18 protein-coding genes and 2 riboswitches are annotated in these 14889 nt (G+C 42.1%); of the genes, 12 read left to right on the top strand and 6 right to left on the bottom strand.

Features of this window, described 5'->3' with window-relative positions:
• The first annotated feature begins 27 nt into the window (after positions 1-27).
• The gene (locus TY49_RS19945) at positions 28-795 is read left to right on the top strand and encodes a 2-phosphosulfolactate phosphatase (RefSeq protein ID WP_041967665.1); all 768 of its coding nucleotides are present in this window, start codon (positions 28-30) and stop codon (positions 793-795) included.
• Positions 796-879: 84 nt separating this feature from the next.
• On the opposite strand, the gene TY49_RS19940 is transcribed toward TY49_RS19945, so the two are convergent.
• On the bottom strand, positions 880-2313 hold the full coding sequence (locus TY49_RS19940; RefSeq protein WP_041967664.1) for a glycoside hydrolase family 18 protein: 1434 nt from the start codon (positions 2311-2313) through the stop codon (positions 880-882).
• A 317-nt stretch (positions 2314-2630) separates the two neighbouring features.
• On the opposite strand from TY49_RS19940, the gene TY49_RS19935 reads away from it, so the two are divergent.
• Together TY49_RS19935 and TY49_RS19930 are read left to right on the top strand one after the other, a co-directional pair.
• Positions 2631-3587 carry a sensor domain-containing diguanylate cyclase gene (locus TY49_RS19935; protein WP_041967663.1) on the top strand — a complete coding sequence of 319 codons (957 nt, stop codon included), beginning with the start codon at positions 2631-2633 and terminating at the stop codon, positions 3585-3587.
• Positions 3588-3615: 28 nt separating this feature from the next.
• A complete protein-coding gene (locus TY49_RS19930; protein ID WP_041967662.1) occupies positions 3616-4026 on the top strand; it encodes an NUDIX hydrolase in 411 nt (136 codons plus the stop codon).
• A 51-nt stretch (positions 4027-4077) separates the two neighbouring features.
• Here the strand turns inward: TY49_RS19930 and TY49_RS19925 are convergent, their stop codons facing one another.
• Complete coding sequence (locus tag TY49_RS19925; RefSeq protein WP_041967661.1) at positions 4078-4563, bottom strand: QueT transporter family protein; 486 nt, start codon at positions 4561-4563, stop codon at positions 4078-4080.
• A gap of 7 nt (positions 4564-4570) precedes the next feature.
• A riboswitch (PreQ1 riboswitch) is annotated at positions 4571-4615 on the bottom strand.
• A gap of 152 nt (positions 4616-4767) precedes the next feature.
• Entirely contained in the window at positions 4768-5571 is an 804-nt protein-coding gene (locus TY49_RS19920) for a PP2C family serine/threonine-protein phosphatase (RefSeq protein ID WP_041967718.1), read from the bottom strand.
• A gap of 172 nt (positions 5572-5743) precedes the next feature.
• Here TY49_RS19920 and TY49_RS19915 point away from each other — a divergent pair, with 172 nt between their 5' ends.
• The 9 genes from TY49_RS19915 (at position 5744) to TY49_RS19875 (ending at position 12722) form a co-directional block, all read left to right on the top strand.
• Positions 5744-6589 (top strand): pirin family protein, encoded by an 846-nt coding sequence (locus tag TY49_RS19915; RefSeq protein WP_041967660.1) that lies wholly within the window; start codon positions 5744-5746, stop codon positions 6587-6589.
• 66 nt (positions 6590-6655) lie between these two features.
• A riboswitch (cyclic di-GMP riboswitch) is annotated at positions 6656-6739 on the top strand.
• A gap of 90 nt (positions 6740-6829) precedes the next feature.
• Complete coding sequence (locus tag TY49_RS19905) at positions 6830-8020, top strand: DUF5667 domain-containing protein (RefSeq protein WP_041967658.1); 1191 nt, start codon at positions 6830-6832, stop codon at positions 8018-8020.
• Positions 8021-8520: 500 nt separating this feature from the next.
• Entirely contained in the window at positions 8521-8649 is a 129-nt protein-coding gene (locus TY49_RS24810) for an FbpB family small basic protein (protein ID WP_156972738.1), read from the top strand.
• 17 nt (positions 8650-8666) lie between these two features.
• Positions 8667-9059 carry a sporulation protein gene (locus TY49_RS19900; RefSeq protein WP_041967657.1) on the top strand — a complete coding sequence of 131 codons (393 nt, stop codon included), beginning with the start codon at positions 8667-8669 and terminating at the stop codon, positions 9057-9059.
• Between the two features lie 69 nt (positions 9060-9128).
• The gene (locus TY49_RS19895) at positions 9129-9743 is read left to right on the top strand and encodes a serine/threonine protein kinase (RefSeq protein ID WP_041967656.1); all 615 of its coding nucleotides are present in this window, start codon (positions 9129-9131) and stop codon (positions 9741-9743) included.
• A gap of 232 nt (positions 9744-9975) precedes the next feature.
• On the top strand, positions 9976-10824 hold the full coding sequence (locus TY49_RS19890) for an STAS domain-containing protein (RefSeq protein WP_041967655.1): 849 nt from the start codon (positions 9976-9978) through the stop codon (positions 10822-10824).
• A gap of 106 nt (positions 10825-10930) precedes the next feature.
• A complete protein-coding gene (locus TY49_RS19885; RefSeq protein ID WP_041967654.1) occupies positions 10931-11467 on the top strand; it encodes an AAA family ATPase in 537 nt (178 codons plus the stop codon).
• Entirely contained in the window at positions 11455-11907 is a 453-nt protein-coding gene (locus TY49_RS19880; protein WP_041967653.1) for a GNAT family N-acetyltransferase, read from the top strand. The genes TY49_RS19885 and TY49_RS19880 overlap by 13 nt, the downstream gene beginning before the upstream one ends.
• Positions 11908-12062: 155 nt before the next feature.
• Positions 12063-12722 (top strand): DsbA family oxidoreductase, encoded by a 660-nt coding sequence (locus TY49_RS19875; RefSeq protein ID WP_269745777.1) that lies wholly within the window; start codon positions 12063-12065, stop codon positions 12720-12722.
• Positions 12723-12749: 27 nt separating this feature from the next.
• Here TY49_RS19875 and TY49_RS19870 read toward each other — a convergent pair whose 3' ends face one another.
• From TY49_RS19870 to TY49_RS19860, 3 genes are all read right to left on the bottom strand, one after another.
• Positions 12750-13376, bottom strand: a complete 627-nt coding sequence (locus TY49_RS19870; protein WP_041967651.1) for a nitroreductase family protein — start codon at positions 13374-13376, stop codon at positions 12750-12752.
• A 232-nt stretch (positions 13377-13608) separates the two neighbouring features.
• A complete protein-coding gene (locus TY49_RS19865; protein WP_041967650.1) occupies positions 13609-14331 on the bottom strand; it encodes a DUF3784 domain-containing protein in 723 nt (240 codons plus the stop codon).
• Between the two features lie 66 nt (positions 14332-14397).
• Positions 14398-14676 (bottom strand): hypothetical protein, encoded by a 279-nt coding sequence (locus TY49_RS19860; protein ID WP_041967649.1) that lies wholly within the window; start codon positions 14674-14676, stop codon positions 14398-14400.
• Positions 14677-14889: the final 213 nt, after the last annotated feature.

Genomic DNA, 14889 nt, shown 5'->3' with positions numbered 1-14889 from the left:
CCATAGAAAAATGCGAGGTGAGTGTAAATGTTCAGTCAGTCTTGTTATGAATGTAAGGTGGAGTGGGGAAGGCGTGGGGCGAGGGAAGCAGCAGAGCGGGGTGACATAGTCATCATTGTCGATGTACTATGCTTTTCGTCCACAATCGTCGCTGCTTTAACCGCGGGGGCAACGGTCTTTCCATATCCTCCAGAGCTCGATGGAAATAAATATGCGGCCAGCATCGGAGCAGAATATATTCTTGGAAGGGCAGAAGCAGCTAGAACAGGAAAACCCACCTTGTCACCGGTGACATTTAATGAGGAGCATCGCAATCAGCGTTATGTATTGTCTTCGCTTAATGGTGCTTATTGTTCGTGGATTGCTTCCAAGGTGCCTGCACTATTGATAGGGTCACTGCTTAATGCTTCAGCTGTTGCAGTGCTGGCGGATAAGCTACAGCAGGAAACAGGAGCAGCCATCACAGTCGTGCCATGCGGGGAAATGTGGAATGACGCTCGTGAAAATGAAGATCGACTCAGGCCGTCGATTGAGGATTATTTAGGTGCTGGTGCAATCCTTGCAAAGCTGAGTGGTGGGAAATCTCCGGAAGCTGAGGTATGCGCAGGAGCTTTTACTAGTTCAGAAAATCGATTAAAAGAATTGGTTTGGGATTCCGGCAGCGGACGTGAATTGCGTGAACGAGGCTATGAGGAAGATGTGAGGTATTGCAGTCAGTTAAATGTTTCCGGCATTGTGCCAATCATGAAGGATGGAAGATTTATAGAAGGAACTGAAAATGCCTGGCAGGAGTGAGCCATGCACTTTCTTAGTTGATCAAAATGAGAGATGACGAATAGCCTTCTAGAGGATGGTTCACTAGAAGGCTATTTTAATATGTTAATCTAAAAGGTCTTCCTTCAACTTCTTGATATTAAAATTATCGTCCAGCAGTGCCCAGTTTTGCGGGAATGGGTAGCCAAGCACCCAGTAGCTGACTCCACGCAAGTTATATTGCTTAATCAGATCAAACTTTGCCTGGGCACTGCGGGCGTCTTCGAACCATACTTGGTGCTGGCGGCCCTGTTCATCGGTGTATCGGAAATATGGCGATGCGGCTACAGTATCATATTGAATCGCAGCGCCATATCTGATGGCGCGATTAACTGCTTCCTGCGGGCTGTATGTTTCAGCTTCCTGGCCCTGAACATGGGGGATGATCCAGTCTCTTGCATATAGCTGGAATCCCATCAGGATTTTATTCCTTGGGATAGCGGTAATGGCATAATCAAGCACTCTGCGGATTTCGTTCAATGGTGAAACAGCCTGAGGCGATCCGAAACGGTAGCCCCATTCGTATGTCATCAAAACAACAAAATCTGCTATCCTGCCGTGTGCAGGATAATCATGCGCTTCATATAATAATCCTTTTTGATCGGCACTGATTTTTGGCGCCAGAGAGGTTGAAACAAAATAGCCTTCTTTATGAAGGGCATCAACAGCTTCTTGCAGAAATGTATTATAAAGCTCACGGTCAGCAGGCAGGACATTTTCGAAATCAATGTTCAAGCCACGGTAACCTTTTTCACGCATAACAGTAAGGGTATTGTTGAGCAGTGTGCTGCGATTTGCTTCACTAGCAAGAACTTCATGGGCGATATTCTCCCCAGCCTCAGTCGCTGTAAAGTTGGTGATCGACATCATTGGCAGTGCGCCTTTTGCCAGCCCAGTCTGGATGGCTTCGGTATCATCCTTCATGTAAAGAACAAGCGAACCGTCAGGCTGGATGACATATGCGAACGGAGCAATATAGGTCATCAAATCGGCTACTTCGCCGACCAGCTCAATTGCCTTCTCGTCAGAATGATAGGTGAATGCATTTGATTCAATCGTTGGTTTTGGTTTTGGAATGAATAGAATAGTCCCTGGATACAGCAGATTCGGATTTTGGATTTGATTGGCCTTGATGATCGCCTGTATGGTTACCCCATAACGCTGGGATATGTGCCATAAGGTTTCACCGCGCTGGATCGTGTGGCGGGTGGCTGGTATGCGGAGTACGGTCCCAGGGTAGATTAGGGCAGGGTTGGTTATAGCATTAGCCCGGATGATGGCATCTACGGTCGTCCCGTAACGCTGGGCAATTGACCATAATGCTTCTCCGGATCGAACTGAATGGAAAGTATCATGAGATGGAATAAGCAAGGCCAGGCCAACGACCAGCTGGTTTGGGTTTTCAAGACCGTTAATATCAGTAATCTGTGGAATTGTCACTTGATATCTGTTTGCGATTTGCCACAGTGATTCACCTCTTTGGACAACATGAATGATCATTATGACCCTCCCCGGAAAAAAGTCCTGCAATGATAGATATATATGTTTACGCAAGGTCTTTTATTAAGGCTGTTTTTGCATCGAAAGGTACTTTTCACATTTAATCCTATTCGGTGTCAGGGCATTTGGCAGTTGTCTTATATAGGAAGTTGTTAAGGTAAGCGGCTTTATTAAAGTTGGAACAATTTCTGCTATGAGATTTAATAGAAGAGAATAGGAGAACAAAAGTTTTTAAAGATATATTTCTATTATTTCTTTTGTGATAAAATCCATTATATGGGAAGATTCGCATCTTTGGTATACAGGGGTTGGATGTTATGGAGTTAATAAGTGGGTTTGCTGTTGGGGTTGGATTAACAATCTTGATTTATCGATCAAGGCTAAAAAGGTTTCATGATCATGAACCGAATGAACAGGAACAGAGGATTGTCAGGCTAGTGGAAGACTCAAAGGATATCGTTTACTATTATCAAGTAAAGCCGGAATTTAAATTTAAATATATAAGTCCTTCTCTGGACCTTTATTTGGGTCCAGGGGTCGTAAAAGCGGCCATGGAAAATCCATTCGACTGTTTTGAGCGTTCTCATCCTGATGATGTTGATCATTTACATAATAAAGTGACAGGAAATCTGGATTATTCAAAGCCTATCCTTCAGAGATGGCTGGGCCCAGATGGCCGCTACCTCTGGTTTGAAGAACATGCAAGCCCGGTATATGAGGATGGACAACTAGTTGCTGTCCAGGGAATCATTCGAAATATTGATGAAAAAATCCAACTGCAGAAAGACTTGGAATATCGGATTTACCATGATGCCTTAACAGGAATCTATAATCGTCAATATTTCGAACAAAAGGCAGCATTTTTTAATATAAAAAAGAATAGTCCTATTGCAATCATTTTGTGTGATTTAGATAATTTAAAAATGATGAATGATTCATTTGGACATAAGCAAGGGGACAGGCTGTTAATTGAAACAGCGAAGCTATTAAAATCCTTCTCTTCGGATAATATTTCTGTCTCAAGAATCGGAGGCGATGAATTCGCCATTCTCCTGGCTGATAAGAAAGAAGAATCCGTGTCCGACCTTATCAATTTTATCGAGTCATCTATTGCCCTTTTTAACATGGACAAACAAGAGTATAAAATTGAAATATCAATTGGATACGCATACTCCAATCGCTCGATTGGGAAAATGGATGAATTGTTATCCATAGCAGATGCGAATATGTATAGAGTTAAAAGGCGTAAAAAGGAATATACATACGGCTTATAAATCATGGCTATCTTAAAGGGGCAAGAGAATGGATATTTGGGAGGGGTCTGCTGGAGTTTGTTTAAATGAACAGGGAGAGATCCTCATGGTTCGCCAGGGGAAAAAGGACGAAGAAAAACTATGGGCAGTACCTGCTGGCGGTAAGGAAGACGGAGAGACTTTTGAGCAGTGCTGCATCAGGGAAGTGCTGGAAGAGACCGGATATGAAGCAGAAATCGTCCGACAGCTTTTTGTGAAAACTGGCGTCTTTTTTGGAGTGGAAGTCAAGGTTCAGTACTTCGAGATAAAAATAATAGGAGGAGACCTGCGGATTCAGGACCCTGATGGATTAATCCATGAAATTGCCTGGAAAAAGGTGAGTGAGATGAGCAAATCAGATTTTGGCTTCAAAGAAGATAGGGAGTTTCTGATGAAGTTTACGGGCAGCCTTCAAGTATAAGGTATAAGGTATAAAAAACGCATGGATTTCTCTCCATGCGTTTTCATATATCTAAACCAATTTTTCAAGGTTTACGCGCTTGTGAATTGCAAGCATTACAGGGATACCTACAGCCATTACCGTAAATTCGCCTGCAGCCGTTGTCAGCCATGTGAACCAGAATGGCAATTGGAATGCCAGGTTCAATTCAATTGCAATCAGGAACATCGTGAAGGTGAAAACCACTGTATTCACGATCATGCGCCCGATGATGCTTTTAATATATTTTGCTGTGAAAATAGTAATCAGCAAGGATATCACAGACTGGCCCACTCCAAAGACAAGGTCGTATGCGACCATTGGTGAAAAGAGCAGATTTGTTAAAAACACACCCAATACGATTCCAAAGAAATATTTCTTATTGAAAACAATTAAGTGGTTGAACATTTCCGATACGCGGAATTGCACATTGGTGAAGCCAAATGGCTGGATGACGGCAGAAACGGCTATATATAAAGCAGCCAGAATCCCGTTCCGGACAATCGTTCTCGTATTCATTTTTTCATCTCTCCTAGTTTTTTTACGTGGGATGGTTACGAACCACGTTATTTAAAAGCCAGTTTTATATTATATAGGATAAAAGGTCTTCTCACAATACAGTTTACTAGAATAATAGTTGAGGCGAGCTATAAGTCTCAGGTCTACGGAAAACTAAATAAAAAAACACGCCCAAATAGATACATTTGAGCGTCTTTCCCGTTTTTATTCACTTGGTATTGTCGCTTCTTCCTCGATGGCCACCATCCAGGATACGATGGTTGTGCTATCACGTACATTGTTATCTTGAATTCTTTTAAGCAGTTTTCTTACTCCATTTTTGTTGGACGAATGAGAGAATTCATTGAAAATGGCTTTTGGGTCTATGTATGGCTCCCCTGGGCACTCAACCAGGCCATCCGTTGTCATAATGAGATGATTCACGCCTTTTCGTAATTCCTTTGTTCCGATGCTGAAGCAAGGAACAGCTTGATTAAAGGTGTTTACTTGACCAATCCATTCAAAAAAATGGCGCTGGTTCACTTGATACTGGCCAAGTGAGGCAAGTTCGGGATGGTGCAAGTAGAATAGACAGTCGCCAACAGAAAACCACCAGCAGTACTTGCCTTTCCTGGAGACGATCAAGCAGGCAGTTTCTCCATTAATTCTCTGGCAAGCCTCTAAAAAATCTTCACTTTGAAAAAGATTAAGTGTAAAATGTTCCAAACTTCGAAAAGCTTCATTTATAGATAGGGAGAGGAGATTTCGTATTTTATCCTTTTGTTGCCTGAAGGTTTCAACAATCATTTCAGCACTTTCGGCACTAGTGTGGGCATCTAAAAGAATCAGAAACTCCCAATCCTGTTCAGGATCTGTCAAAATGAAGCAGCCATCCTCATTTTTGTATTGGCCTGCACTGGAACTCCCTCCGTACCTGCCAATGCAGATAGTGCCCAACTCAACAGTACTTGGCTGGTCCACAAAACTTTCCTCGTTTCCTACCCAATTGAAATCTTGCTTTATATTCATATATTTTACCTGCCCCTGTGTATCAATCCTTCTGCTGGATCGGAATTGAGTAAATCCAGTCATGCATATCTATATCTCTCAGTTTAAAGTATCTTTATTTTAAAATATATCATAGGATTGTTATAATTTGGTGATAAGAACTTAGGCTAATTTAGATAAAGGGGTTATGTAAATGTTTAATAGAGATATCAAGAACCATTGGACCGTTCAATATGAAGAGAGAGGGATGCCGCACGTCCAGGCGGGACTTGTACTTAATCCGCAAAACTGGAGGGAGTTGGATCCTTTCATTTTAATGGCGGAGGACTGGTTTAAGCGCGGGACGTTTTCCGATCACCCGCATCGCGGTTTCCAGACAATCACATATATCATTGACGGAAGGCTTGAGCACATTGACAATCATGGTGGTCACAGTATCCTGGAATCTGGTGATATCCAGTACATGAACGCCGGTAGTGGTGCGAGGCATGCTGAAGAGGCAGTGGACAATGATATAGCACATACACTGCAGCTCTGGCTGAACTTGCCTAAGGAGTTGAAAAGCACAACCACCTCTTATCAAAACGTATTTTCGGAAGATGCACCTGTTGTCCAGTTTGAAGGCGGAACTTTAAAGGTGTATTCAGGAGAAACTGCTGGAGTGAAAGGGCCTCTCGAGCCATTAGTGCCGTTTACTCTATCAGAAATTCAGCTAGCAGAGGGAGCTAACTTCACATATGAATTACCGGAATCACATAACGCGTTCTTATATATCCTATCCGGTGAAATCGATGCGGGCTCAAGCCAGACAAACCTCAAAAAATCATCCGCAGCGACTTTGACTTTTAATGACGGAGGCGTAGGTGCAAGCAGACTAATGCTGAAAGCGAATAAGCGATCAAGAGGATTGGTATATTCCGGGAAGCCAATTAAAGAGGAAGTGGTGGCCTACGGACCGTTTGTGATGAATTCGATGGAGGAGATTCGCCAGGCTTATCGCGATTATCAGGAAGGGAAGTTTGGGAAGGCTGCAGAATAATATTAAGTTTTTAAAATTTCTATTTATTTTTCCCTGTCGAATAAGTAAGATAAAAGTAGAATTAAAATCCGATAATGGCAAACCCAGAGAAATCTGGGGGCGCAAAGCTACAGGGGCTAAAGTCATCGACCATGCCAGCCAGTTGCCGAAGATTCACATAGCTTGTGTATGTGCTGCTCTTCGGACAGCACTTTTTTTGTCGATTTTAATTCCAATATAGGAAAAAGTGGAGGTATTGGAATGAAGAAGCTTTTAGCATCAACAATTTTGACCGGAGTGCTTGCTTTTGGAACGGGAGTCTCTGCAGATGAGATAGTCCAAACAGTAGATCCGGGAACGACTCCTGACGAGTTTTTATTTACGTTTGATCAATTATTTGAGGAATTGAAGCTACTAGTAACCTTCGATGATGAAAAAGAAGCCCAGCTTCTCCTGGAATTCGCGAACGAGAGATTGGCTGAAGCTACAGCGATGTCAGCTGAAGAAAAAACAGAATTCGTTCAAGTAGCCTTTGAGGAATATTTAGCAGCGCTTGAAGAAGCACAGGATAAGGTAACGGAAGTGATTGTAGAAGATGAGGTGGATACTGAAGGAGAAGACGGTCTGACGGAAGGGCTTGAAGAAGTATCGGAAATTGAAGATGAGTTGACTGAAGACCTGGAAGATGAGCTGAAGGAAGAGGTTGAAGAAGCAACAGAACAAGCGAAGGTCGTTGCTAACGTAGTGAAGGATTTGGACCAGGAAATGGTTTCTCAGCTGCGTGAACTGGAGTTGGGATATGGCCAAATAGCTCAAATCTTCTGGCTGGCAGAAGCAGCTGGCAAACCAGTAGAAGAAATCACTGATTTATATACCGAAGAAAAGATTGGATTCGGACAGGCAGCTAAGCAGCTTGGTGTTCATCCATCTCAAATGAAAGGCCTAGCATCAGGCAAAAAACAGGCATCTGATGAAGAAACAGATAAAGATACAGAAACTGATGAAAACAAAGAAGGGTCCGAAGAAGAGATTACGGAAGAAACCGAACAGCCTGTCGATGAAACTGAAGCAGTAGATGAAAAAGAAAGTGAAAATGAAGAAACAGTAACTGAACAATCTACTGACCAGCAGGTAAGTGTTGCTTCAGCACAAAGTGTAACAAAGGCCGAAGAAAAGGCTAAAGCTGTGAAAAAAGCTGAAGAACAAGAACGTGAGGCAGCTAAGAAAGCTGAAGAGCAGCAAAGGAAAGCAGCCAAAAAGGCTGAAGAGCAACAAAGAGAAGCAGCAAAAAAGGCCGAAGAGCAGCAAAGAGAAGCAGCAAAAAAAGCTGAAGAAAAAAAGCGTGAAGAAGCCAAGAAAAATAAAGAAAAACAAGAAGACGGAGATAACGAAGAAGACGATGACAGTGATAAAAATGAAGACAAGGAAAAAGGGAAAGGTAACGGTAAGTAAGATTTAGCATGAGAGCAATAGCAGAGGGATTACTTACCAATTTGATTCCAATCAATTGACGGAATGCGCACTGTCATGTATCATAATCGTATACATTTGAATAGTTTCTCCTAAAGGGGAGTAGCTTTCACAACAGAGTCGTCATTACGGAGATCTCTCCCGGCTTTGTTGGCAACAATCGTTGTTAGCAAGACCTTTGCCATATTTGGTGAAGGTCTTTATTTGTTTTCTGACCTTCACCTGAGCGGGTGAAGGTCTTTTTTGGAAAGACTGAAGACGAATGAAACCGTACTAGTGAAGAAAAGGAGATTATGGTGACACGATGATGGGGTATGTCTCCGTAAAAGAGCAAAAGGAACTTACGGCCCAAATCCATAGTATCACTTTCTCGAAGAAGCAGGCGGGTTCATATGGAATAAATATATGCACGCTAAAAAGAGTTTTTACAGAGACATTTTTTTAACTTGAAACATAAATTTAATTATTGGAGTGTGGATGTTGTGAAGAAATTACAGCTTCGTTTTGAGGAACTTGTAAAAAAGAACAAAGAAGAATTGTTAGCAGACCAAAAGCGGATCGAAATCATCGAAAAGCGGCTTGATGACAAATACACCAATCCAAAAAAGTAAATAGACGGAGGAACAGGATGTTACTAAGAAAGTATATGTCTTTGCTAGGGGTTGGCTCCGCCCAGATCGACCTGATTTTGGAGAAGGATGTTTTAATCCCTGGTGATTCGGTGAATGGGAAGTTTTTAATCAAGGGCGGGACGGTTGACCAGGACCTCCAGCTCATTGAGTGTGCCCTTGTCATGGTGAATTTAAAGACTGAAGCAGAAAACGTACTGGATACTGTATCAATCGATGTACAGTTGAGGATTCAGCCAGATGGAGATGATATGGTGCCGTTCAGTTTCCTGCTGCCGCTGGATGTCCCTCCTTCAAGCAAGGATATCTCTTATCATTTTAAAACAAAGCTGGTCTTTAAACAGGGAGTTGAAAGCTGGGACGAAGACATGATTAAGGTGGTGAAGGGCTGAACTGTGGAATCTGTGCTTATGGAAAAACCAGACCCCGCCTTTCGGGACCACGGTGAGAGGAGCGGAAGAATGAATCAATATAAACATCTGGCAGATAGTGTAGTTTATTCAACTCGAGGATTAAAAGCAGCTTTGATTCATAAAGATCCATCACTAAAGCTGATTGGAGAGGGAAGAAGTGCGTTCGCGTTCCGAATTGACGGTACAAATCTTGTTTTAAAGGTTTTCTTTCCGCAATTTGAAAAGGTGGCAGCAGAAGAGGCGGGGATTTATAGGGAGCTTGCTGGAAATCCATTCTTCCCTTCTCTTCATAAGTCGGGAAACAATTATCTGGTCATGGATTATGTCCGGGGCATGACGCTTTATCAATGTTTGGTAAATGGCATGCCGATTGCCGCTGGCCATATTGAGGATGTCGATCAAGCCCTTAAGCTTGCAAGAGAAAAAGGCTTGAATCCGTCTGATATACATCTGCGGAATATAATCATCACTCCTGATGATGAAGTCAAGCTTATAGATGTGGCTCGGTTCCGGCAGACGAAGCAATGTTCTCAGTGGGAGGACCTAAAAAGCGTTTTTTATAAATATTACAGGCATGAACGCTTCCCGAAAAAAATGCCAGAGCCTGCGATGAATTTAATTGCATACTTTTATAAAAGAGGACTGCTGCCATCAATTAACTAATCTTGAATGGCTGCAGTCCTTTTCTGTACATAATTTCCCGATTGAAAGCTAGATGTGGCGAAAAGAAACTGATTTATTCGTCCTGGAAATCAGATTTGGTGAACGTCCATAAGTGCAAAAACTTGTCCTGCATTCTGAACCTGCGTTATGATGGATTATAACAGTGTATTTTGGAATATAATCCGTAGAAGTATATATATAAAATTGTCATTGAACACATGGAGGAATCTACATGACCACAGAACTGCAAGCATTAGGAGAAGCAATTGTCAGCAGGAAGCATAATATCGCCAAAGCTGTCCACGAAGACAGGTATTCTGATTCCGTTTTAACAGAAGCCCAGAAGTATGACCTTGGTAAAATTGAACAGCAAATCCTTGAAATCCGGGCGGACTTCATCGGAATTTTCGGTCAAGCATTGATTGAGCATGAAGATCAAGAAAAGGTATTTGCTAAAATAACAAACTGGGGTAAAGAAACTGGCGAGTATATCTATAAGCTTGGCGCATCTCTTGATGAAGCACTTAAAGATACAAGCTATTACCGCGAGCATATTTGGAAGGCAATCAAAGAAGAAGCAAAGGATATGCCTGCTTCTGCAATCTTTGGTGTTTTGGATATTATAGATCCATTGATGGACCATGCTATCTACAGCTTCAGCCTTACGTTTGTCGACGCGCATCAAAAGAGCCTTGAAAACGCAAAAACTGCATTGTTGGAACTGTCAGTACCAGTCGTTCCGTTAATGCCTGGAGTCGGAGTATTGCCTCTTGTTGGGAACGTCGATACTGAAAGGGCTCAGCTGTTGATGGAAGAAACACTGGACCAGGCTGTAAAACTCAAACTTACTCACCTTATCTTTGATGTGTCCGGAGTCATGATCGTAGATACGATGGTAGCGGACCAGCTGTTCAAGGTAATCAGCGCCCTATCACTAGTTGGGGTAAAGACCATCATGACCGGCATCCGTCCAGAGGTTGCCCATACAATGGTGACGCTTGGACTCAACCTCGAAGGTATAATGGTAAAATCAAATCTCCATCAAGCATTTAAAGAGATTCAGACTCTGCAAAATGCATAAATTCGAAAAAGCTGCCCAGGCAGCTTTTTTATTTTGCGAAAAAAAGAGGAAATACCAAAAAGGAAGAGAAATTGTAGTTTAAATATAGAAAAAGTGATGATGTTTTATGACAAAAATTAAACCTAACAAAATCCATATCATTGGTTCTGTCGGAAGCGGGAAGACGACCCTGGCCAGAAGTCTGTCAGCCAGATTCAACTTGCCGCACCATGAGCTTGACAATGTTGTCTGGAAAAGAACCGATATGGGGGATATTAGGCGAAGTGACAGGGAACGAGATGAATATTTGAAGTCAATCGTTAATACCGATTCGTGGATAATCGAAGGTGTCCATTACGAGTGGGTTGCGGATAGCTTTGAAAACGCAGATATGATTATTTTTTTGGACCTTTCCTATCGAAAAAGAAAATACAGGATCATCAGAAGATTCATTCTGCAAAAACTTGGAGTTGAAAAGGCTAATTACGCTCCAACTCTAAAAATATTCAGGAAGATGTTTGTTTGGAACAGATATTTTGAGGAAAAGAGCAGACAGGAAATCCTGACTATTCTTGGCGTTCATCAGAATAAACTGTGCATTATAAAAGAGGCTATAGAGCTTGAGAAAAATATATTTCCGGAGGCGATGGCATGGAAGAGTTGACTATACGACCTGCAGAAGAACGAGACATTCCAAATTTATACCATTTAATGACCCAATACATTGTTGACTTTTACAAGAAGCCAGAACCAAATGAAGCAGAATTGAAAAATTTGATTCTACACTTACAGGAACATCCAGACTCAGGTTTGCAGTTCGTGGCTGAAAACCAAGGAGAAATTGTGGGATTTGCAACCCTGTATTATACTTTCAGCACTCTCCAGGTAAAACGGGCGGCTATTTTGAATGACTTATTCGTATCAGCCGATGCAAGAGGCCAAAAGGCAGGCGAGCAGCTTTTTGCAAAATGTCTCGCACATATCAGGGAAAATAACTTCGCTTATATGACATGGGAAACGGCCAAGGATAACTATGTTGCTCAAGGTCTTTACAATAAAATGGGGGGAAGGCAGTCAGAATGGCTTGTTTATGAAATTGAATAGAAAGGCACTATCTGCATTGGTGAGACTGCACTTCCCGAGTCGAATCTCGTGTATTTTACCAGGTTAACACCTATACTATAGTGTGAAATAACCAACTGGAGGGATCCATAATGCAGATTGAAATGTGGACTGACTTTGCTTGACCGTTCTGCTATATTGGCAAAAGGCGTCTGGATGACGCTATTAAACAGATTGATCACCCAATTGAAGTGACGTATCGTTGCTTCGAACTCGATCCAAATATGGAACGGGATATCGAGTATAATATATATGAAGGTTTAGCAAAGAAATATGGAATGAGTGTAGCCCAGGCGAAAGCGAGCACGGCTAATATGGTGCAAATGGCCAGGGAAGCCGGCCTGGAATATAATATGGACACACTTATTTTAACCAATACATTTGATGCTCACCGTTTGGCGATGTTTGCGAAAAAGCATGGACTGATGGCAGAGATGACCGAAAGAATCCTACATGCCTATTTTACGGAATCAAAGCACATTGGCGACCATGGAACATTGACAGAGCTTGCTGTAGAAGTCGGGCTAAATCGTGGAGCAGTAGAGGAAATGCTTGCCAGCGATGAGATGGCCGATGAAGTCCGTGCTGATGAGAGAACCGGCCAGCAGTACGGCATCACAGGTGTGCCATTCTTCCTGATCAATAAGAAGTATGCCATTACAGGCGCACAGCCGACGGATGTTATCGTCCAGTCATTGAAAAAAGTGATTGCCGAAAATCAAATCACTGTTTTGAACAATGATGACGGAATGATTTGTGATGACGATGGTTGTGAGATTCCTAATAAAAAGAACTAGTCCCCGGACTAGTTCTTTTCTATGTGCTTATATGAATTCCACAATTTCCTCAACCGGAATACGGGTCGTGGGATGTCCTGGCTGAGCAGCCTTTCCAAGAGCCAGCAGAAGCACGGGCATGTAGCGGACATCAATGTTGAATTTTTCGATGAATTGCTGCTTGTTGAATCCGCCCATTGGGACAGTATCATAACCTCGGGCTTTGGCAATCAGCATGAGTTGCATCGAAACAAGTCCGGCATCGAAAGACGCGATGTTCTCCCTTATCCCAACAGGTGCAGAAGAGTATAATTTATTGGTGTTCTCAATCATTCTGTTCATTATTGTTTCGTCCATATACCCAGCTTCATATGAACTGCGATATACTTTTTCACCATTATGATACATTTCTCTGTCGCCTAGAACCGCAATAACCGCTGAAGCAGTTTCGACCTGCTCCTGATTGTTGGCGATCATTCTTAGTTCTTTTTTTGTTTCCTCATCCTGGATGACGAGGAACTTCCATGGCTGGAGATTGCTAGAAGAAGGTGCCAGGGCAGCTTCTTTTAAAATATCTAAAATCTCTTCTTGTGAGATCTTGACGGTAGGGTCATATTTTCTGACAGAACGCCGTTCACGAATTACCGTGGCTAGGCTTGTCTCAGATGTGTTCATATCTATTCCTCCAAAGTTGTTGTTACTTTTAGTAAGCGTTATTCAGGTTACTATTAGTAAGCGTTTAAGTCAAACAAGTTAACCTGAATTCATCATACCAATAACTGGACTTTCTAATCGCTGATGGTTTTTCCCTTCGGAATCATCGGCACGAAGGATGGACTCGATAGTGTAGGTGCTGAGGGAAACCCGCGAGATAAATAAAGGGTGCCCGTTTTTTAACGGGACACTCTTACTTAGTTCTTTTAGAAAGAATATCATACCAATCTTCGGTTTCATCTCGATTCTTGCTGTTAATGAATATCTTGTCATTGTCCGTTTCGATGAAAAGATAAGGTGGAGAGCCTTTGTGGATAAAAAGCAGGCTGCTTCCGTATTCCTCTACCTTGAAAATGCCCTTTGCCATCGTTGCTAGACCGAACCCATTTTGTTTCCACGTCACTTCGGGCATCTCCTCTAAAAGTTCAATATGACGAATTTCTGCATAGTCCCATTCTCCACCATACATACCTGTGATTTCAAAGGAATCCTTATACTCCCTCATTTCAAAGTCCTGGTACCCTAAGAAGAAAAGCCATACAGTAAACCCAATGGTTCCAATGGCGAGAAGCGTACTAAAGATATAGCTCCGCTTTCGCTTCTCTTTTATTTCATATTTTGAGAGATAAATAAGACCTCCTAAAAGAAATACAATCATGAAGCCGAACTGGACTTCGATTGAATATTGGAAAGATGTGAAGCTTAAAGGCAGCAAAATGGCCATTCCCACGGCAGTAACGACCATAAGTTTCCCAACTCTTTGTGGATAGCCATTCTTGATTAGCTGCTGTTGCTCATCCTTCGATTTGCCATTGAAATTAGAAATCAGCGAGTACCATTCCTTTTTCACGATGGCCCAACCGAAGAACAGGAACAAACCGATCATAAAAAGCTGGATACCGATAAAAAGTGTCATTGACGATCACCCCTAGAATAAATCATTATCTAATTATACGGATTGACTGGAACACAAGTTTCAAATTTAATGGTGTACTCGTTTCTTTTTCTTATCGTAGAGGTCCATTAAGAAAGCGATCATTAAAGCTATTACCGCTAATACCAACAACCATGAACTAACGACAGCGGTCAGCAGCCAGCCATACTTTAGCAAGACTGCAATCCAGCCCAAACAACCCAGTGCAAACAAAACTAGTGCTACATAGTATTTCAGTTTCGCCAAGCGAGGCAAATGAATATTAATTCCATAAAAAAATAATGCCATTATAAACGTCAAGCTAATAAGAATCACGATAGGGTCCATAGATATTGCACTCCTTTCCACGTATTATCTGGTATTACTAGACTTTATGCTATAAAAAGTTCATTAATTAAAAGTTTGATTGAATGCTTATGTATCTACTAAAGCTAGAGATGACGGACAGAAATTTAGAATTTTAAGAGGATCGTGTCCGTCATACCTCCGATGACGGACAGAAATTAGTGATTTAAGGAGGAAAGTGTCCGTCATACCCCT

The organism is Mesobacillus selenatarsenatis SF-1 (genome assembly GCF_000813125.1).
Taxonomy (GTDB): Bacteria; Bacillota; Bacilli; order Bacillales; family Cytobacillaceae; genus Mesobacillus; species Mesobacillus selenatarsenatis.
This window is presented reverse-complemented; position numbering and strand designations above follow the sequence as displayed.